This window comes from Serratia sp. CMO1 (assembly GCF_015689115.1).
Classification (GTDB): domain Bacteria; phylum Pseudomonadota; class Gammaproteobacteria; order Enterobacterales; family Enterobacteriaceae; genus Serratia; species Serratia marcescens.
In genome coordinates this window covers 2,764,772-2,783,175 of record NZ_CP065032.1, presented here as the reverse complement: position 1 = coordinate 2,783,175, position 18,404 = coordinate 2,764,772, and the positions used below count along the sequence as shown (strand labels likewise).

19 protein-coding genes are annotated in these 18,404 nt (G+C 59.0%); 11 read left to right on the top strand and 8 right to left on the bottom strand.

Annotated features, from left to right (window positions below; translation table 11 throughout):
• Nucleotides 1-82 precede the first annotated feature (82 nt).
• The 3 genes from IT763_RS13255 to IT763_RS13245 all read right to left on the bottom strand — a co-directional run bounded on the left by IT763_RS13255 (nt 83) and on the right by IT763_RS13245 (nt 2,028).
• Nucleotides 83-478, bottom strand: a complete 396-nt coding sequence (locus IT763_RS13255) for an MAPEG family protein (RefSeq protein WP_004932387.1) — start codon at nt 476-478, stop codon at nt 83-85.
• A 102-nt stretch (nt 479-580) separates the two neighbouring features.
• Nucleotides 581-1,396, bottom strand: coding sequence for a DUF72 domain-containing protein (locus IT763_RS13250; RefSeq protein ID WP_143778342.1), 816 nt, complete (start codon nt 1,394-1,396; stop codon nt 581-583).
• A 53-nt stretch (nt 1,397-1,449) separates the two neighbouring features.
• Nucleotides 1,450-2,028: a hydrolase gene (locus tag IT763_RS13245; RefSeq protein WP_033634190.1), complete on the bottom strand. Its 579-nt coding sequence runs from the start codon at nt 2,026-2,028 to the stop codon at nt 1,450-1,452.
• Nucleotides 2,029-2,243: 215 nt separating this feature from the next.
• On the opposite strand from IT763_RS13245, the gene IT763_RS13240 reads away from it, so the two are divergent.
• The 7 genes from IT763_RS13240 to ruvB all read left to right on the top strand — a co-directional run bounded on the left by IT763_RS13240 (nt 2,244) and on the right by ruvB (nt 7,872).
• On the top strand, nt 2,244-2,474 hold the full coding sequence (locus tag IT763_RS13240; protein WP_320204121.1) for a zinc ribbon domain-containing protein: 231 nt from the start codon (nt 2,244-2,246) through the stop codon (nt 2,472-2,474).
• A gap of 74 nt (nt 2,475-2,548) precedes the next feature.
• On the top strand, nt 2,549-4,333 hold the full coding sequence (gene aspS, locus IT763_RS13235) for an aspartate--tRNA ligase (RefSeq protein ID WP_016927435.1): 1,785 nt from the start codon (nt 2,549-2,551) through the stop codon (nt 4,331-4,333).
• Nucleotides 4,333-4,779, top strand: a complete 447-nt coding sequence (gene nudB, locus IT763_RS13230; RefSeq protein ID WP_004932373.1) for a dihydroneopterin triphosphate diphosphatase — start codon at nt 4,333-4,335, stop codon at nt 4,777-4,779. Before aspS ends, nudB begins: the two co-directional genes overlap by 1 nt.
• Before the next feature lie 19 nt (nt 4,780-4,798).
• On the top strand, nt 4,799-5,542 hold the full coding sequence (locus IT763_RS13225; RefSeq protein WP_004932370.1) for a YebC/PmpR family DNA-binding transcriptional regulator: 744 nt from the start codon (nt 4,799-4,801) through the stop codon (nt 5,540-5,542).
• A 57-nt stretch (nt 5,543-5,599) separates the two neighbouring features.
• Nucleotides 5,600-6,121: a crossover junction endodeoxyribonuclease RuvC gene (gene ruvC, locus IT763_RS13220; protein WP_004932367.1), complete on the top strand. Its 522-nt coding sequence runs from the start codon at nt 5,600-5,602 to the stop codon at nt 6,119-6,121.
• A gap of 112 nt (nt 6,122-6,233) precedes the next feature.
• Nucleotides 6,234-6,848, top strand: coding sequence for a Holliday junction branch migration protein RuvA (ruvA, locus tag IT763_RS13215; RefSeq protein WP_164053065.1), 615 nt, complete (start codon nt 6,234-6,236; stop codon nt 6,846-6,848).
• Between the two features lie 19 nt (nt 6,849-6,867).
• Nucleotides 6,868-7,872: a Holliday junction branch migration DNA helicase RuvB gene (gene ruvB / locus IT763_RS13210; protein ID WP_016927437.1), complete on the top strand. Its 1,005-nt coding sequence runs from the start codon at nt 6,868-6,870 to the stop codon at nt 7,870-7,872.
• A gap of 61 nt (nt 7,873-7,933) precedes the next feature.
• Here the strand turns inward: ruvB and znuB are convergent, their stop codons facing one another.
• Both znuB and znuC read right to left on the bottom strand, forming a co-directional pair.
• On the bottom strand, nt 7,934-8,719 hold the full coding sequence (gene znuB / locus IT763_RS13205; protein WP_016927438.1) for a zinc ABC transporter permease subunit ZnuB: 786 nt from the start codon (nt 8,717-8,719) through the stop codon (nt 7,934-7,936).
• Nucleotides 8,716-9,474 carry a zinc ABC transporter ATP-binding protein ZnuC gene (gene znuC / locus IT763_RS13200; protein ID WP_004932357.1) on the bottom strand — a complete coding sequence of 253 codons (759 nt, stop codon included), beginning with the start codon at nt 9,472-9,474 and terminating at the stop codon, nt 8,716-8,718. The genes znuB and znuC overlap by 4 nt, the downstream gene beginning before the upstream one ends.
• A 78-nt stretch (nt 9,475-9,552) precedes the next feature.
• Here znuC and znuA point away from each other — a divergent pair, with 78 nt between their 5' ends.
• From znuA to lpxM, 3 genes are all read left to right on the top strand, one after another.
• Nucleotides 9,553-10,497 (top strand): zinc ABC transporter substrate-binding protein ZnuA, encoded by a 945-nt coding sequence (gene znuA, locus IT763_RS13195; protein ID WP_028127478.1) that lies wholly within the window; start codon nt 9,553-9,555, stop codon nt 10,495-10,497.
• A gap of 21 nt (nt 10,498-10,518) precedes the next feature.
• Nucleotides 10,519-11,841, top strand: coding sequence for a murein DD-endopeptidase MepM (gene mepM, locus IT763_RS13190; RefSeq protein WP_206194769.1), 1,323 nt, complete (start codon nt 10,519-10,521; stop codon nt 11,839-11,841).
• A gap of 150 nt (nt 11,842-11,991) precedes the next feature.
• On the top strand, nt 11,992-12,960 hold the full coding sequence (gene lpxM, locus IT763_RS13185; protein ID WP_016927441.1) for a lauroyl-Kdo(2)-lipid IV(A) myristoyltransferase: 969 nt from the start codon (nt 11,992-11,994) through the stop codon (nt 12,958-12,960).
• A gap of 49 nt (nt 12,961-13,009) precedes the next feature.
• On the opposite strand, the gene IT763_RS13180 is transcribed toward lpxM, so the two are convergent.
• The 3 genes from IT763_RS13180 to IT763_RS13170 form a co-directional block, all read right to left on the bottom strand.
• A complete protein-coding gene (locus IT763_RS13180) occupies nt 13,010-13,891 on the bottom strand; it encodes a leucine-rich repeat domain-containing protein (RefSeq protein WP_049299180.1) in 882 nt (293 codons plus the stop codon).
• 85 nt (nt 13,892-13,976) lie between these two features.
• On the bottom strand, nt 13,977-15,419 hold the full coding sequence (gene pyk / locus IT763_RS13175) for a pyruvate kinase (protein ID WP_004932339.1): 1,443 nt from the start codon (nt 15,417-15,419) through the stop codon (nt 13,977-13,979).
• Nucleotides 15,420-15,608: 189 nt separating this feature from the next.
• Nucleotides 15,609-16,481: a MurR/RpiR family transcriptional regulator gene (locus IT763_RS13170; protein WP_016927443.1), complete on the bottom strand. Its 873-nt coding sequence runs from the start codon at nt 16,479-16,481 to the stop codon at nt 15,609-15,611.
• Between the two features lie 447 nt (nt 16,482-16,928).
• Between IT763_RS13170 and zwf the strand changes: the two genes are divergently transcribed.
• Nucleotides 16,929-18,404: a glucose-6-phosphate dehydrogenase gene (zwf, locus tag IT763_RS13165; RefSeq protein WP_028127476.1), complete on the top strand. Its 1,476-nt coding sequence runs from the start codon at nt 16,929-16,931 to the stop codon at nt 18,402-18,404.

Sequence of the window (18,404 nt, the reverse complement as noted above, 5' to 3'; positions counted from 1 at the left end):
TTCGAAGCTGCGTAGTCTAACAGAAAAGCGCAAAAAAGCGGAGCGGAAGCAGGCGGCGCGGCCGCCTGATGATAAAACGGGATCAGTGCAGGCTGAAAATCAGATCCCAAGGCAGATAGAAGATATTTGCCAGAACCATCAACAACAAAGAGATATAGGTCGCGGCCATGCCGGAACGGCGCCAGCGAACCTCACGGTTGCGTAAACCGTAGTAATGCACCAGCCGCCCGGCCATCAGCATCAGGCCGCAGAGGTGAATCATCCAGATTTCCGCGCCGTTCATTTCCATGATCACCAGCAATACGGCAGCGATAGGAATGTATTCAACGGCGTTGCCATGCACGCGTATGGCGGTCTGCAATTCGTAGAAACCGCCGTCGCCGTAGGCTACGCGGTACTGCATCCTTAATCTGACTACGTCATAAGAGAGTTTGATCAACAACAATGCGCCGAGCACCACATAAAGCGCGCTTACCATTTTTAACTCCGTTCCCTAACCAAAACTGGCAGTCAGCATCATAGCCGTCATTGTATTCACTGTCGCGGGGAAATATTTGATGTTATTGGTCAGATTAATAGGTCAAAACAGTGCATCTTGTTCTGGCCAGTCTGGCGGCGCAGGCAAATCAGGGATCGCCAGGCGCAACTGCTGCCAAATTTTTTGCGCCTGCTGGGGCGAATCGCCGTTGTCCGGCGTATGAATAAACAGATAGGGCTGATGCTGTTGCTGCCACTGCGGCAGTTTTTGCTGCCAGGCTTCGAACCAGCGCAGGTTATCGGCCAACTGGTCACCGCCGATAAAGCGCACCAACGGTTGGTCGGCGGTGACCAGCGCGTGTACCGGCAGCTTCGGTTTTTTCTGCTGGGCATCGCGTACGGCAGCGGTGTTGGGGGCGGCGTAATGCACCGGGCGGCTGTCGAGGATCACCCGATTGATGCCGCGCTGGTGCAACCCCTGATTCAACGCGCGCTCTTCCTCGCCCTTGGCGAAAAACGCCGGATGACGCACTTCTACGCCGTAGGTGAATTCCTGCGGCAGGCTTTCGAAGAACTGCCACATGCGCGGCAGCTCATCGGGGCCGAAGGCGGCGGGCAGCTGCAGCCACAACTGGCCGATGCGCTGATGCACCGGGCTCAGACAGTGGTAAAACGCCTGCAGCTCGGCGGCGCAGTTGCGCAGGGCGGCCTTGTGGCTGATGTCCGACGGGAATTTGAAGCAGAAGCGAAAATCGTCGCCGGTCATGTCGCGCCAGCGCTGCACGATGTCCAGTTTCGGCAGCGCGTAGAAGGTGGTGTTGCCTTCCACGCAGTTGAAGTAGCGGCTGTAATCCGCCAAATCACGCAGCCCGATACGGTTCCAGGCTGCATGTTGCCACTGCGGCAGTCCGATGTAGATCACGGCGTCGTCTTCCTTTACTTGTGCTTGGATTATCAGGCTACAACTTAACGTTACCGGTCGAGCGCGGCAAGAATTTCGCCGGTGTCGCGCACCCGCGCCAAACGCGGGAAGATGTGTTCGAACGCGAAACGGTGCATTTCCGCGTTCTGCGCGCTGCAGACGTCTTCGGCGATCACCAGCTCATAGCCGTGTTCCCAGGCGGCGCGGGCGGTGGACTCCACGCCGATATTGGTGGATATGCCGCCCAAGACTACGGATTTGATGCCGCGACGGCGCAGCTGCAAGTCCAGATCGGTGCCGTAGAAGGCGCCCCATTGGCGCTTGGTGATCAAAATATCGTTATCGCAGACCGCCAGCGGCGCGGGGAACTCCCACCAGGTGGCCGGCAAACCGCCGGCGGGCGCGGGAGCCGGTTTATCCACCGGTTGTTTCAGCGCCTCGGCGAAGGAGTCTGACCAACCGACGCGCACCAACAGCACCGGCGCGCCCAGCATGCGAAAACGCGCGGCCAGCAGGGCGGCGTTCGCCACCACCTGGTCGGCGCCGTGCGGGCCGCCGGCGTAGGGCAGAATACCGTTTTGTAAATCGATCAGCACCAGAGCGGTGGTTTGGGCGTCAAGTTTCAGCATGGATTTCATCTCGTTGCGAAGTGGATAAAAACTGTTCGGCGCGTCGGACGAGCTGCGTTCGGCGCAAAACCGGGGGAGAATCAGGCTACGTGAAAAAACTGTCGCAGGTTAATGGGAAATTTGTTAACCGATGTGTTGATTCGGACAAAAACGCGCCATTTAGTGCAGTAACAATGCTGTGTTCGCACTTATCGGGCGGATGAATTTCCTTTATAATGACTCCCTTTTTTCAACACTCTTTAATCCAACGACCTATGCCGATTTATGAATATGCATGTGGTGCTTGCAACCATCGGTTAGAGAAATTGCAAAAATTTTCCGATGCGCCGCTGGCAGACTGCCCGGCGTGTGGGCAGCCCGCGTTGACCAAGTTGATCTCATCCTCCGGCTTCCAGCTTAAGGGCACCGGCTGGTATGCGACGGATTTTAAACCGGGTAACAAGTAGAATTTATCAGATAACAGCCGCGCGACAGGGGCGCAGTAGCCCGGCGCGGCATCGGCTGTGTAAAAGGATAGCGTATGCGTACTGAATATTGCGGGCAGTTGAATCTGTCCCACGTGGGCCAGGAAGTCACTCTGTGTGGTTGGGTCAATCGTCGTCGCGATCTGGGCGGCCTGATCTTTATTGATATGCGCGACCGCGAAGGCATCGTGCAGGTGTTCTTCGATCCGGACCAGAAAGTGGCGTTCGACAAGGCCTACGACCTGCGCAATGAGTTCTGCATCCAGATCGTCGGCACCGTGCGTGCGCGTCCGGACAGCCAGATCAATAAAGATATGGCCACCGGCGAAGTGGAAGTGTTTGCCCACGCGCTTGAGATCATCAACCGCTCCGAGCCGCTGCCGCTGGACTCCAACCAGGTCAACAGCGAAGAAGCGCGCCTGAAATACCGTTACCTCGATCTGCGTCGCCCGGAAATGGCCGAGCGTCTGAAGACTCGCGCCAAAATCACCAGCTTCGTGCGTCGCTTCATGGACAGCCACGGCTTCCTCGACATCGAAACGCCGATGCTGACCAAGGCGACGCCGGAAGGCGCCCGCGATTACCTGGTGCCGAGCCGCGTGCACAAGGGCAAATTCTACGCGCTGCCGCAGTCTCCGCAGCTGTTTAAACAGCTGCTGATGATGTCCGGCTTCGATCGTTACTACCAGATCGTCAAATGCTTCCGCGATGAAGATCTGCGTGCGGATCGTCAGCCTGAATTCACCCAGATCGACGTCGAAACCTCCTTCATGACCGCCGAGCAGGTGCGTGAAGTGATGGAGAAACTGGCGCGTGAACTGTGGCTGGACGTGAAGGGCGTGGATCTGGGCGATTTCCCGGTCATGACCTTCGCCGAAGCGATGCGTCGCTTTGGTTCCGACAAGCCGGACCTGCGTAACCCGCTGGAGCTGGTGGACGTGGCCGACCTGGTCAAGGACGTCGAGTTCAAAGTGTTCTCCGGCCCGGCCAACGACGCCAAAGGCCGCGTGGCGGCGATCCGCGTACCGGGCGGCGCACAGCTGACCCGCAAGCAGATCGATGAGTACGGCGCTTTCGTCAACATCTACGGCGCCAAAGGCCTGGCCTGGCTGAAGGTCAACGACCGCGCCGCCGGCATGGAAGGCGTGCAGAGCCCGATCGCCAAATTCCTCAGCGCGGAAGTGCTGGAAGCTGTCCTGGCGCGCACCGACGCGCAGACCGGCGACATCCTGTTCTTCGGCGCAGACAGTTTCAAGATTGTCACCGATGCGATGGGCGCGCTGCGCCTGAAGCTGGGACGCGATCTGGGGCTGACCCAACTCGACAGCTGGGCGCCGCTGTGGGTGGTCGACTTCCCGATGTTCGAAGAAGACGAAGAGGGCGGCCTGGCGGCGATGCACCACCCGTTCACCTCGCCGCGCGACATGAGCCCGGAAGAGCTGGCCGCCGCGCCGGTCAACGCTATCGCCAACGCTTATGACATGGTGATCAACGGTTACGAAGTGGGCGGCGGTTCGGTGCGTATTCACCGCAGCGAAATGCAGCAGACGGTATTCAGCATTCTGGGCATCGACGAACATGAACAGCGCGAGAAGTTCGGCTTCCTGCTGGACGCGCTGAAGTACGGCACGCCGCCGCACGCCGGCCTGGCCTTCGGCCTGGATCGTCTGGTGATGCTGCTGACCGGCACCGACAACATCCGCGACGTCATCGCTTTCCCGAAAACCACCGCGGCGGCCTGTCTGATGACCGACGCACCGAGCTTCGCCAACCCGGCGTCGCTGCAGGAGCTGGCGATCAGTGTGGTAAAGAAAGCCGGTGCGGAACAAGAGAGCGAGTGATGAGTTACAAGCGCCCTGAATCTATCCTGGTAGTGATTTACGCGAAATCCAGTGGTCGGGTGCTGATGTTACAGCGGCGCGACGATACCGAGTTCTGGCAGTCGGTCACCGGCAGCCTGGAACAGGATGAGTCGCCGCCGCATGCCGCACGGCGTGAGGTCATGGAAGAAGTGGGCATCGATATCGAAGCAGAGCACCTGCCGTTGTTCGATTGCCAGCGCTGCGTGGAGTTTGAACTCTTTGTCCATTTGCGACATCGCTATGCGCCGGGAACCACGCGCAATAAAGAGCACTGGTTCTGTCTGGCGTTGCCCGAGGAGCGCGATCCGGTAATTACCGAGCATCACGCTTACCAATGGCTTGAGGCGGCCGAGGCCGTGAAGTTGACCAAGTCGTGGAGCAATCAGCAGGCGATTGAAGAGTTCGTGATCAATTCAGTCCAGTAGTTTTTTTCGGAGATTTTTTATGGCAGGTCATAGTAAGTGGGCCAACACAAAGCACCGTAAAGCGGCGCAGGACGCCAAGCGCGGTAAAATTTTCACCAAGATTATTCGTGAGCTGGTCACCGCCGCGAAGCTGGGCGGCGGCGATCCGGATTCCAACCCGCGTCTACGCGCGGCGATGGACAAGGCGCTGTCGAACAACATGACGCGCGACACCATGAACCGCGCGATCGCGCGCGGCGTGGGCGGCGATGATGATACCAATATGGAAACCATCATCTATGAAGGTTACGGCCCTGGCGGCACCGCCGTCATGATCGAATGCCTGAGCGACAACCGCAACCGCACCGTGGCGGAAGTGCGTCACGCCTTTACCAAATGCGGCGGTAACCTGGGTACCGACGGTTCCGTGGCTTATCTGTTCACCAAGAAGGGCGTGATCACCTACGCACCGGGCCTGGATGAAGACAGCGTAATGGAAGCGGCGTTGGAAGCCGGTGCGGAAGACATCGTGACCTATGACGATGGCGCCATCGACGTGTTCACCGCCTGGGAAAGCCTGGGCGCGGTGAAAGACGCGCTGACCGCGGCGGGCTTCGAAGCTGAAGCGGCGGAAGTGTCGATGATCCCATCGACCAAGGCCGACATGGACGCGGAAACCGCGCCTAAGCTGCTGCGCCTGATCGATATGCTGGAAGACTGCGACGACGTGCAGGAAGTTTACCATAACGGTGAAATCTCCGACGAAGTGGCGGCGACGCTGTAATCCGGTAAAACGGGCGCCGCCGTTCGGCGGCGCCGTGCATGCAAGGTGGATGTAGATATGGCGATCATACTCGGTATCGATCCCGGCTCGCGCGTCACCGGCTATGGCCTTATCCGCCAGCAGGGGCGTCAGTTGAGCTATATCGCCAGCGGCTGCATCCGCACGGTGGTGGACGACATGCCGACGCGGCTGAAGCTGATTTACGCCGGCGTCAGCGAGATCATCACCCAGTTTCAGCCCGATTTCTTCGCCATCGAACAGGTATTTATGGCCAAGAACCCGGATTCGGCGCTCAAGCTCGGTCAGGCGCGCGGCGTTGCGATTGTCGCGGCGGTGAATCAGAATCTGGAAGTGTTCGAATATGCGGCGCGGCAGGTCAAACAAACCGTGGTCGGCACCGGCGCAGCCGAAAAGGCGCAGGTGCAGCACATGGTGCGTTCGCTGCTCAAACTCTCGGCTAACCCGCAGGCGGATGCCGCGGATGCCCTGGCCATCGCCATCACCCATTGCCATCTCAGCCAGAACGTGCTGCGGATGAGCGAAGGGCGGTTGAACCTGGCGCGCGGGCGTTTGCGCTGACGCGAAGCGATGATTGCTCAGGCTGGATATTCATCCAGCCTTTTTTATGTTATAAGCTTTACCAGCAACGGCATGGCAGGGCGCCATGCCCGGTCATTCTGCAGGAGGGTAAATGATAGGTCGTCTCAGAGGAAATATTCTGGAAAAGCAGCCACCGCTGGTGTTACTGGAGGCGAACGGTGTGGGTTATGAAGTGCACATGCCGATGACCTGCTTTTACGAGCTGCCGGAACTGGGGCAAGAGGCCATCGTGTTTACCCACTTCGTGGTGCGTGAAGATGCGCAGCTGCTGTACGGTTTCAACGACAAGCAGGAGCGCGCGCTGTTCCGCGAGCTGATCAAGGTCAACGGCGTCGGGCCGAAACTGGCGCTCGCCATCCTGTCAGGCATGTCCGCGCAGCAGTTCGTCAGCGCGGTGGAGCGCGAAGAGATCACCGCGCTGGTCAAGCTGCCGGGCGTAGGCAAGAAAACCGCCGAGCGCCTGGTGGTCGAGATGAAAGACCGCTTCAAAGGGCTGAACGGCGATCTGTTCAACAGCAGCAGCGAGATCAGCCTGCCGTCCACCGCGGAGAAAGCGCCTGAGGCTGACGCGGAGGCCGAAGCGGTCTCGGCGCTGGTAGCGCTGGGCTATAAGCCGCAGGAAGCCAGCCGCATGGTCAGCAAAATTGCCAAGCCGGGTGCCGACTGCGAGACCCTGATCCGTGACGCGTTGCGCGCTGCTTTGTAAGGCCGCTAAGAGGTAGATAATGATTGAAGCCGATCGCCTGATCTCCGCCGAACCGATCAATGAGGAAGAAGTCCTCGATCGCGCCATTCGTCCCAAGCTGCTGACCGAATACGTGGGTCAGCCGCACGTACGCGAGCAGATGGAGATCTTCATCCAGGCGGCCAAGCAGCGCGGCGACGCGCTCGACCACCTGCTGATCTTCGGCCCGCCGGGGCTGGGGAAAACCACCCTGGCCAACATCGTGGCCAACGAAATGGGCGTGAATCTGCGCACCACTTCCGGCCCGGTGCTGGAGAAGGCGGGCGATCTGGCGGCGATGCTGACGAACCTCGAACCGCACGACGTGTTGTTCATCGACGAAATTCACCGTTTGTCACCGGTGGTGGAAGAAGTATTGTATCCGGCGATGGAAGACTATCAGCTGGATATCATGATCGGTGAAGGGCCGGCGGCGCGTTCGATTAAGCTCGATCTGCCGCCGTTCACGTTGGTGGGAGCCACCACCCGTGCCGGTTCGCTGACCTCGCCGTTGCGCGATCGCTTCGGCATTGTCCAGCGGCTGGAGTTTTATCAGGTGGCGGATCTGCAGCACATCGTCTCGCGCAGCGCCGGGTGCCTGGGGCTGGAGCTGTCCGACGAGGGCGCCCATGAAGTGGCCCGCCGCGCGCGCGGCACGCCGCGTATCGCCAACCGCCTATTGCGCCGGGTGCGTGATTTCGCTGAAGTGCGCGCCAACGGCGTGATCAGCGGTTCGGTGGCGGCGCAGGCGCTTGATATGCTCAACGTCGATGCCGAAGGCTTCGACTATATGGATCGCAAACTGCTGCTGGCGATTATCGACAAGTTTACCGGCGGCCCGGTCGGGTTGGACAACCTGGCGGCGGCGATCGGTGAAGAGCGCGAAACCATCGAAGACGTGATTGAACCGTTCCTGATCCAGCAGGGCTTTATCCAGCGCACGCCGCGCGGCCGCCTGGCGACGCAGCATGCCTACCGGCACTTTGGTCTCGAACGCGAAGAGTAAATTTTTAATCCGCCAATAAGAAAGGGCCGCAGATGCGGCCCTTGTCATATCCCGGCTTTAATCAAGCCTGCTGTTTTTTGAACAGGCTCAGCGTGAACAGCACGGCGGCGCTCAGCACTACCGAAGGGCCGGCCGGCGTATCGTAAAACGCCGAGAAGGTCAGGCCGCCGGTGACGGCCACCATCCCGAGCAGCACCGCGACGCCGGCCATCTGTTCCGGCGTGCGCGCGAAGCGGCGGGCGGTGGCTGCAGGGATGATCAGCAGCGAGGTGATGATCAGCGCGCCGACGAATTTCATCGCCAGGCCGATGGTCAACGCGGTGACCAGCATCAACACGGTGCGCGCCCGCGCCAAATTGACGCCATCGACGTGCGCCAGCTCCGGGCTGATGGTCATCGACAGCAGATCGCGCCATTGCCACCACAGCACCAACAGCACCACGGCGACGCCGCCGGCGATCATCACGATGTCGCTCAGCGTGACCGACAGCAGATCGCCGAACAGGTAGGCCATCAGATCGACCCGCACGTTGGACATCAACGCCACCACCACCAGCCCCAGCGACAGGGCGCTGTGGGCCAGAATGCCGAGCAGCGTATCCACCGAGAGCTGCGGGCGACGTTCCAGCCACACCAGGGCCAAAGCCAACAGCAGCGTAATGGCGATCACCGCATAGAAGGGATTGATGTCCAGCAGCAGACCAAAGGCGACGCCGAGCAGCGAGGCGTGCGCCAGGGTGTCGCCGAAGTAGGACATGCGGCGCCAGACCACGAAGGAACCCAGCGGCCCGGCGGCGCTAGCCAACAACACGCCGGCCAGCCAGCCGGGAAGTAACAGTTCAATCATGCTTCGCGGCTCCCGGTTTTCTTCAAGACAATTCTTCCCTGCAGATCGTGGCGGTGATTGTGATGGTGGCGATACACCGCCAGTTGCTCTGCGCCGCGGTTGCCGAACATGGCGATGAATTCAGGATGCATCGACACCACCTCCGGCGCGCCGGAGCAGCAGATGTGCTGATTGAGGCACAGTACCTCGTCGGTTTTCGCCATCACCAGATGCAGATCGTGCGACACCATCAGCACGGCGCAGCCCAGCTCTTTACGCAGCTGATCGATCAGATCGTACAGCGCCAGCTGGCCGTTGACGTCCACCCCTTGCGTGGGTTCGTCCAGCACCAGCAGCTGCGGTTTGTTCAGCAGCGCTCGCGCCAGCAGCACGCGCTGGTTTTCACCGCCGGAGAGCTTTTGCATTGGCTGGTCGAGCAGGTGGGCGGCGTGCACGCGCTTGAGCGCCGGCAAAATGTCGGCTTTCTTTACGCCAGGTTTAAGACGCATAAAACGGCTGACGGTCAGCGGCAGGGTGGCGTCGAGGTGCAGCTTTTGCGGCACATAGCCGATGCGCAGATCGGGCTCACGCTCCAGCGTGCCGGCGGTCGGTTTGACCAATCCCAGCACCACGCGCACCAGCGTGGATTTGCCCGCGCCGTTCGGGCCAAGCAGCGTGAGAATACGGCCGGGTTGCAGGCTGAGGGAAATGTTCGACAGCACCTTGCGGCTGCCGAAGGCGACGGAGATATTTTTTAGCGTTATCAGTGTAGACATCTCGAGATTACAGGTTGCAGAACGAAGCGAATGTTATAATATCACGCCTTGTTGATGAAAACGATGGGATTACTGATGATGGCAAAGAAAAATAAATGGCTGCAGCGTACGCTGTTGGCCAGCGCACTGTTGATGGCCGGCCCGCTGAGCAGCGCTTCCGCTGCGGTGGTGACCTCGATTCGCCCATTAGGCTTTATCGCTTCGGCCATCGCCGACGGCGTGACGCCGACCGAAGTGTTGCTGCCGGACGGCGCTTCGCCGCACGATTTTGCGTTGCGTCCTTCGGATATCCAACGCTTGCGTTCCGCTGATCTGGTGCTATGGGTTGGGCCGGATATGGAAGCGTTCCTGAACAAGGCGCTGGTGCCTATCTCCGCGACCCGAAAGCTGGCTGTCAGCGAACTGCCGGCGGTGAAGCCGTTGCTGATGAAAGGCGAAGAGGACGACGATCATGATCATGCAGGCGAAGCGCATAACCATGCCGATGACGATCATGGGCATCATCACGGCGAGTACAATATGCACGTTTGGCTGTCGCCGGAGATAGCAAAAGTGACCGCGATCGCGATTCACGACAGATTGTTGGAACTTATGCCGCAAAATAAGGACAAATTAGACGCAAACCTGCGCCAGTTCGAGAATCTGCTGACGCAAACTGACAAAAATGTTGGTAACATGCTTACGCCTGTGCAAGGTAAGGGTTATTTTGTTTTTCATGATGCTTACGGCTACTTTGAGAAACACTACGGTTTGAGTCCGCTGGGCCATTTCACCGTCAATCCCGAAATTCAGCCTGGAGCACAGCGCCTACACCAAATTCGAACACAGTTGGTTGAGCAGAAAGCGGTATGCGTTTTTGCTGAGCCACAATTCAGGCCGGCCGTAATCAATGCCGTCGCCAAGGGTACCAAAGTGCGTTCCGGAACGCTGGACCCGCTGGGCACCGGCATCGCGCTGGGGAAGGACAGCTACGGGAAATTCCTGGCTCAGCTGTCAAACCAGTACGTGAGCTGCCTGAAGTAAAGCTTATGAGGATAATATCGAGTGCAGCAGATAGTCCGAACTATCGCTCTGGCGTATAACAACCTGCCACGGCCCCACCGCGTCATGCTGGGGTCGCTGACAGTCGTCACATTGGCCGTCGCTGTTTGGCGGCCTTTTGTTTACCACCCAGAACACAACCCCATCGCCAAGAGCGTCGAGTTAGAATCCAGCCAGATGCGGTCATTGCTCCCCGAAGCCAGTGAACCGATAGATGCCGACCAACCCACCCCCGATGACGAAATCCCGCAGGATGAGCTGGATCAGAAAGATGCCGGCGACGACGGCGTGCATGAATATGTGGTTTCCACCGGTGACACCCTTGGCAGCATTCTGACGCAGTACGGCATCGATATGTCGGATGTCACCTTGCTGGCTTCGCAAAACCGCGATCTGCGTAATCTGAAGATCGGCCAACAGCTGTCGTGGACCGTGAACGATGCGGGCGATCTGCAGCCGTTGACCTGGGAAGTTTCGCGCCGCGAAACCCGCACCTATGACCGCGTCGGCAGTAGCTTCAAAGAGTCTAAAGAGGCGCAGCAGGGCGAATGGCGCAACAACGTGATCAGCGGCCGGGTCAACGGCAGCTTCGTCAGCAGCGCCGGCGACGCCGGGCTGAGCCGTAACGAAATCAATGCGGTGATCAAGGCGTTGCAGTGGCAGCTCGATTTCCGCAAGCTGCGCAAAGGCGACCAGTTCTCCGTGCTGATGTCGCGTGAGCATTTCGACGGTAAGAAATCGCAAAGCCAGCTGTTGGGCGTGCGTCTGCGCACCGGCGGCAAGGATTACTATGCGATCCGCGCCGAAGACGGCAAATTCTACGATCGCCAGGGCTCTGGCCTGGCGCGCGGCTTCATGCGTTTCCCGACCATGAAGCAGTTCCGCATCTCCTCCAACTTCAACCCGCGCCGCGTGAACCCGGTGACCGGCCGCGTGGCGCCGCACAAGGGCGTCGATTTCGCCATGCCGGTCGGCACGCCGGTGCTGGCGGTCGGCGACGGTGAAGTGGTGATCGCCAAGCGCAGCGGCGCAGCGGGCAACTATGTGGCGATCCGCCACGGCCGCCAGTACACCACGCGTTATATGCACCTGAAAAAACTGCTGGTGAAACCAGGGCAGAAGGTGAAACGCGGCGATCGCATTGCGCTCTCCGGCAACACCGGCCGCTCCACCGGGCCGCACCTGCACTTTGAACTGTGGACCGGCCAACAGGCGGTGAACCCGCTGACGGCCAAGCTGCCGCGTTCCGAAGGGCTGGGCGGCAAAGACCGCAGCGATTATCTGGCGCAGGTGAAGGAAGTGGTTCCTCAGCTGCAACTGGATTAACGTCCCCCTTTTTCCGGCGCTTCGGCGCCGCTAATTTCATCGGCCTGATTGCGGGCCGATGCTGTTTTATCTGGGCGGTTCGCGGTTGTTAATTGCAAAATCGGTGCTGGCAATTATGATTAGCCGAATCGCTAAGCCAAGAGCATGTGCATGCAAAACGAGAAGAAATCGAACGTAGAGTTCATCCCGCAGTTTCAAAAAGCCTTTTTATACCCGCGCTACTGGGGCGTGTGGTTGGGAACCGGCCTGATGGCCGGCGTTTCGCTGGTGCCTGCGCGTCTGCGCGATCCGGTGCTGGGGGCGGTCGGCAAACTGGCCGGCAAGCTGGCGAAAGGCGCGCGCCGTCGTGCCCGCATCAACCTGCTGTATTGCTTGCCGGAATTGCCGGAAAGCGACCGTGAGCACATCATCGACCAGATGTTTGCCTGCGCGCCGCAGTCGATGGTGCTGATGGCGGAATTGGCCTGTACCAAGCCCGAGAAAGTGCTCAAGCGCGTGCGTTGGCACGGTGAAGAGGTGTTGGACAAGATCCGGGCTGAAGGGCGCAACGTGATTTTTCTGGTGCCTCATGGCTGGGCGGTAGATGTGCCGGCGATGTTGATGGCCGCGCGCGGCCAACCGATGGCGGCGATGTTCCACAACCAGCGCAATCAGCTGATCGACTACCTGTGGAATGCCGTGCGTCGTAAATTCGGCGGCCGCATGCACGCGCGCAATGACGGCATCAAACCGTTTATCAGTTCGGTTCGGCAGGGATATTGGGGTTACTATCTGCCCGATCAGGATCACGGCGCTGAGCACAGTGAGTTTGTCGACTTCTTCGCCACCTATAAGGCGACGTTGCCGGCGGTCGGGCGGCTGATGAAGGTATGCCGTGCGGCGATCGTGCCGCTGTTCCCGGTGTACGACGGCAAAACCAGCATGCTGGATATCTATATTCGCGAGCCGATGGACGATCTGGCCGACGCTGATGACCCACGGATTGCCCGCCGTATGAATGAAGAAGTGGAAAACCTGGTGGGCCCGAATCCGGAGCAGTACACCTGGATCCTCAAACTGCTGAAGACGCGCAAGGAAGGGGAGATTGAACCCTACTCGCGCGACGATCTGTATCGTTAATCCTTTCTACCGCTAACGCCGGTCGGGCTACACCCCGGCCGGCGTCACTTCAGATGTGCACCATACAGCCGCGAGCCCGCAGGATCTCAATGACGTTGGGCGTGTGGGTGAAATCATTCCAGCGCAGATCCAGCTTGCGCAGCCGGCTCAGTTCGCCGAGGCTTTCCGGCAGGTCGCTCAGGCGGTTGGCGCGCAGATCCAGGCTTCTCAGCGCCGTCAGCTCACCGATATTTTTCGGCAGGCGCGTCAGCTGATTGAAACGCAGGTTCAGCTCGCTCAACCGCGGCAGCCGGCAGAAGGCTTCCGGCAGTTCGGCGATGGCGTTGTTGGCCGCGTCGAGTATCTCAAGCTCGCCGAGCAAAGCCATTTCCGCCGGCAGCGTGGTCAGGGCATTTTTCATGATATGCAACTCGCGCAGCGCGCGCAGTTGCCCGATTTCGTCGGGCAGGCTGCGGATGCGATTGTTGTATAAACGCAGCTCCTGCAATGCCGCCAGCCTCGGTATTGCCTGCGGCAAGGCGGTCAGCTGGTTATCGGTCGCGTTGAGGTAAACCAACTGCTGTAGCTGCGCCAGCGAGTGCGGCAGATCGCTAAAGCCGTTGTCGCTCAGATAGAGGTATTTCAACCGGTGCAACTGCCCCAGTTCCTCGGGGAGTTCGCTTGCGCGATTGTGGCCAAAGTCGAACATCTCAAGCTGTTGCAACTGGCCAATCTCCGGCGGCAGGCGGTCGAGCTGATTGCAGGAGATGTTCAACACCTGTAGATTGCGGTGCCGGAAGAGGGGGGCGGGGATGGCCGCCAACTGATTATCATACAGGCTTACCTTGCGCAGCGCGTGGCCGGCTAACTGTGACGCGTCGAGCTGTGTCAGGCCGTGGCCATCGAGATCGAGCTCATCACCGCTCGCTGCGGGATTGCGTTGGTGGAGCATGGTGTTCTCCGTCGTTTATGGCGGTACCGGGGCAAAAAAAATGCCGGCCAACGTGAGCCGGCCGGCATGTCGTCTGCGGTGTGGATTACTCGACGCGCAGAATACGGCTGGTATTGGTGGTGCCGACGGTTTCCATCACGTCGCCCTGGGTGACGATCACCAGATCGCCGGAGACCAGGAAGCCTTTGTCGCGCAGGCGATTGACCGCTTCATTGGCGGCGATCACGCCGTCTTTGTGGCTGTCGAAATACACCGGTGTCACGCCGCGATACAGCGCAGTCAGGTTCAGCGTGTGCTCATGGCGCGACATGGCGAAGATCGGCAGGCCGGAGCTGATGCGCGACATCATCAGCGCAGTGCGGCCGGATTCGGTCATGGCGATCAGCGCGGTGACGCCTTTCAGGTGGTTGGCGGCATACATCGAAGACATGGCTATCGCCTCTTCGATGTTGTCGAACTGTACGTCCAGGCGGTGTTTGGAAACGTTGATGCTCGGGATCTTCTCGGCGCCCAGACAAACGCGCGCCATCGCCGCCACGGTTTCCGCCGGGTATTGGCCAGCGGCGGTTTCCGCCGACAGCATGACGGCGTCGGTGCCGTCCAGCACGGCGTTCGCCACGTCCATGACTTCGGCGCGGGTCGGCATCGGGTTGGTGATCATCGACTCCATCATCTGGGTCGCGGTGATCACCGCGCGGTTCAGAGTGCGGGCGCGGCGGATCAGTTTCTTCTGAATGCCGACCAGTTCCGGATCGCCGATTTCGACGCCCAGGTCGCCACGGGCAACCATCACCACGTCGGAGGCCAGAATAATGTCGTCCATCGCTTCGTCGGTGCAAACCGCTTCGGCGCGCTCAACCTTGGACACGATCTTGGCGTTGCAGCCCGCATCGCGCGCCAGGCGGCGGGCATAGTTAAGGTCTTCACCGGTACGCGGGAAGGAGACCGCCAGGTAGTCGACGCCAATCTTGGCGGCGGTCACGATGTCCGCCTTGTCTTTTTCGGTCAGGGCTTCGGCCGACAGGCCACCGCCGAGTTTGTTGATGCCCTTGTTGTTGGACAGCGGGCCGCCGACGGTCACTTCGGTAAACACTTTCATGCCCTGAACTTCGAGCACTTTCAGCTGAACGCGGCCGTCATCGAGCAGCAGGACGTCGCCCGGCACCACGTCGGCTGGCAGGCCTTTATAGTCGATACCGACTTTTTCTTTATCGCCTTCGCCTTTTGACAGGTTGGCGTCCAGCAGGAATTTATCGCCCACGTTGAGGAAGATTTTGCCTTCCTTGAAAGTGGAAACGCGAATTTTCGGCCCTTGCAGATCGCCGAGGATAGCGACGTGACGCCCCAGTTTGGCAGCGATTTCGCGCACTTTGTCAGCGCGAGCCTGGTGATCTTCCGGGCTGCCGTGGGAGAAGTTAAGCCGAACTACGTTGGCGCCGGCGGCAATGATCTTTTCCAGATTATTGTCGCGGTCTGTAGCCGGACCCAGGGTGGTAACGATTTTGGTTCTTCTGAGCCGTCTGGACATGTATTACTCCGTTGACTGGTGAAGCAAATATTGGTGTTGCGATAACGTCGGATAACGAAACCAGGCGTGAAATGTAATTTTACAACACTGATATTTCACCCGGGTTACCCGCATGAGCATGTTAACAGGGTACCGCCTCTGATGCCGTCATTCAAATGTCTGTTGAACGGCGATTTTTTCTTCGTCGGGTCACGAATCAAAACTGTTGGGAATGACCACGCCTTTATCAAAGCGCGATTCTTTGAGCGCTTCTTTGACCCGCTTCAAGTTATCTCTGAATTTAGCCCCTCGACGCAAGGTAAATCCGGTGGCGAGCACGTCAATGAGCGTTAATTGCGCGATCCGCGACACCATCGGCATGTAAACGTCGGTGTCTTCGGGCACGTCGAGCAGCAGGGCCAGGGTCGCCGCCTGGGCGAGCGGGGTGTCGCGCGAGGTGATAGCCAGCACCGTGGCGTCGTTCTCCCGCGCCAGGTGGGCCATCTCCACCAGATTCTTGGTGCGGCCGGTGTGTGAAATCAGCACCACCACGTCGCCTTCGCCGGAGTTCATGCAGCTCATGCGCTGCATGACGATGTCATCGAAGTAGACCACCGGAATGTTGAAGCGGAAAAATTTGTTCATCGCATCGTGCGCCACCGCCGCGGAGGCGCCCAGCCCGAAGAAAGAGATCTTTTTTGCCTGGGTGAGCAGGTCAACCGCACGATTGATTGCGGCAATATCCAAATTTGCCTTTACTGTATCCAGGCTGGCCATTACCGATTCGAAGATCTTGCTGGTATAGGAATCGACGCTGTCATCTTCCTCAACGTTACGGTTTACGTAGGGCGTGCCGTTAGCCAGGCTTTGGGCGAGATGCAGTTTGAAATCGGGAAAGCCTTTGGTATCAAGGCGGCGGCAAAAGCGGTTGACGGTAGGTTCGCTGACGTCGGCCATGCGCGCCAGCGTGGCGATGCTGGAGTGAATGGCGGTCTGCGGGGAGGCCAGGATCACCTCGGCGACTTTCCTTTCAGATTTGCTCAGGCGTTCCAGATGGCTCTGGATTTTGTCCAGCGTATTCATATAACGAGAGTCACTCATGGTTTTATCCCTGTGGCTTTCAAGCAACAGCGTCGAATTTCGCCCGTGTTCGCCGTGCAAGCAGACGCCAAACGAGCTGCTGTAACCTGGAATCGATAGGGTATGTCGATTTCAAACAAAGGAGAAATCAATGCCGGTTTAGTGAAAATATACTACGTGCTGGTAACCGTTGGCAGTCTCGACACGGCGTATGCAGGGTTTTTTCACCAGAATATGACCTGTGTCTAACTTTCATAATGGTAACAGAGCGTCAAAAAAGACGAAAAATTACAGTTTTGCCCGTGGTGAGGGCGTTGGCGTAGATTGGCGCTTTCCACTGGAATCTTGAGGCCTTTTTTTCTGCTTTGCTCCGGGTTTGCTGGCCGTAGTCAAACAGAGTACATTAGTAATGTAAGAAAATTACAAATATCCTGCAACGAGGAGATGAACATGGCGGTAACCTCTACAGCCCAGGCGTGTGACCTGGTTATTTTCGGCGCGAAAGGTGATTTGGCGCGCCGTAAGCTGCTGCCTTCCCTGTACCAGTTAGAGAAAGCCGGACACATCCACCCGGATACGCGGATCATCGGCGTCGGCCGCGCGGAGTGGGATAAACAAGCCTATACCGAAGTGGTCAAGGAAGCGCTTGGCACCTTCATGAAGGAAAAACTGGATGATGAACTCTGGGCCACGCTAAGCGCGCGCCTGGACTTCTGCAACCTGGACGTCAACGACAGCAAGAACTTTACCAAATTGGGTAAAATGCTGGATCAGAAGCACCGCACCACCATCAACTACTTCGCCATGCCGCCAAGCACCTTTGGCGCCATCTGCAAAGGGCTGGGCGAAGCCAAGCTGAACCATGAGCCGGCGCGCGTGGTGATGGAGAAACCGTTGGGCACCGATCTGGCGTCCTCCCGCGTGATCAACGATCAGGTGGCGGAGTTCTTCAATGAGTCCCAGGTCTATCGCATCGACCACTACCTCGGCAAAGAGACGGTGCTGAACCTGTTGGCGCTGCGTTTTGCCAACTCGCTGTTCGCATCCAACTGGGATAACCGCACCATCGATTCGGTGCAGATCACCGTGGCGGAAGAGGTGGGCATTGAAGGGCGCTGGGGCTATTTCGACCAGGCCGGCCAGATGCGCGACATGATCCAGAACCACCTGCTGCAGATCCTGACCATGATCGCCATGTCGCCGCCGGCGGATCTGACGACCGACCGCATCCGCGACGAGAAGGTCAAGGTGCTGCGCTCACTGCGCCGCATCGATCAGACCAATGTCCGGGAAACCACCGTGCGCGGTCAGTACACCGCCGGCTTCGTCCAGGGCAAGAAAGTGCCGGGTTATCTGGAAGAGGAAGGGGCGAACAAGAGCAGCAGCACCGAAACCTTCGTCTCTATCCGCGTGGATATCGACAACTGGCAGTGGGCCGGAGTGCCGTTCTACCTGCGTACCGGTAAACGTCTGCCGACCAAATGTTCGGAAGTGGTGGTGTACTTCAAAAACCCGCCGCTGAACCTGTTCAGCGATTCTTACCAGCAGTTGCCGCAGAACAAGCTGACCATCCGTCTGCAGCCGGACGAAGGCATCGAAATTCAGGTGCTGAACAAGGTGCCGGGGCTGGATCACAAGCACCGTCTGCAGACCACCAAGCTGGACCTGAGCTTCTCGGAAACCTTCAACCAGGAGCACGTGGCGGACGCCTACGAGCGCCTGCTGCTGGAGACCATGCGCGGCATTCAGGCGCTGTTCGTGCGCCGCGATGAAGTGGAAGAAGCCTGGAAGTGGGTCGACTCCATCATGGACGCGTGGAAAGCCGACAACGAAGCGCCTAAGCCTTATCAGGCGGGCACCTGGGGGCCGGTGGCCTCGGTGGCGATGATCACCCGCGACGGCCGTTCCTGGAACGAGTTCGAGTAA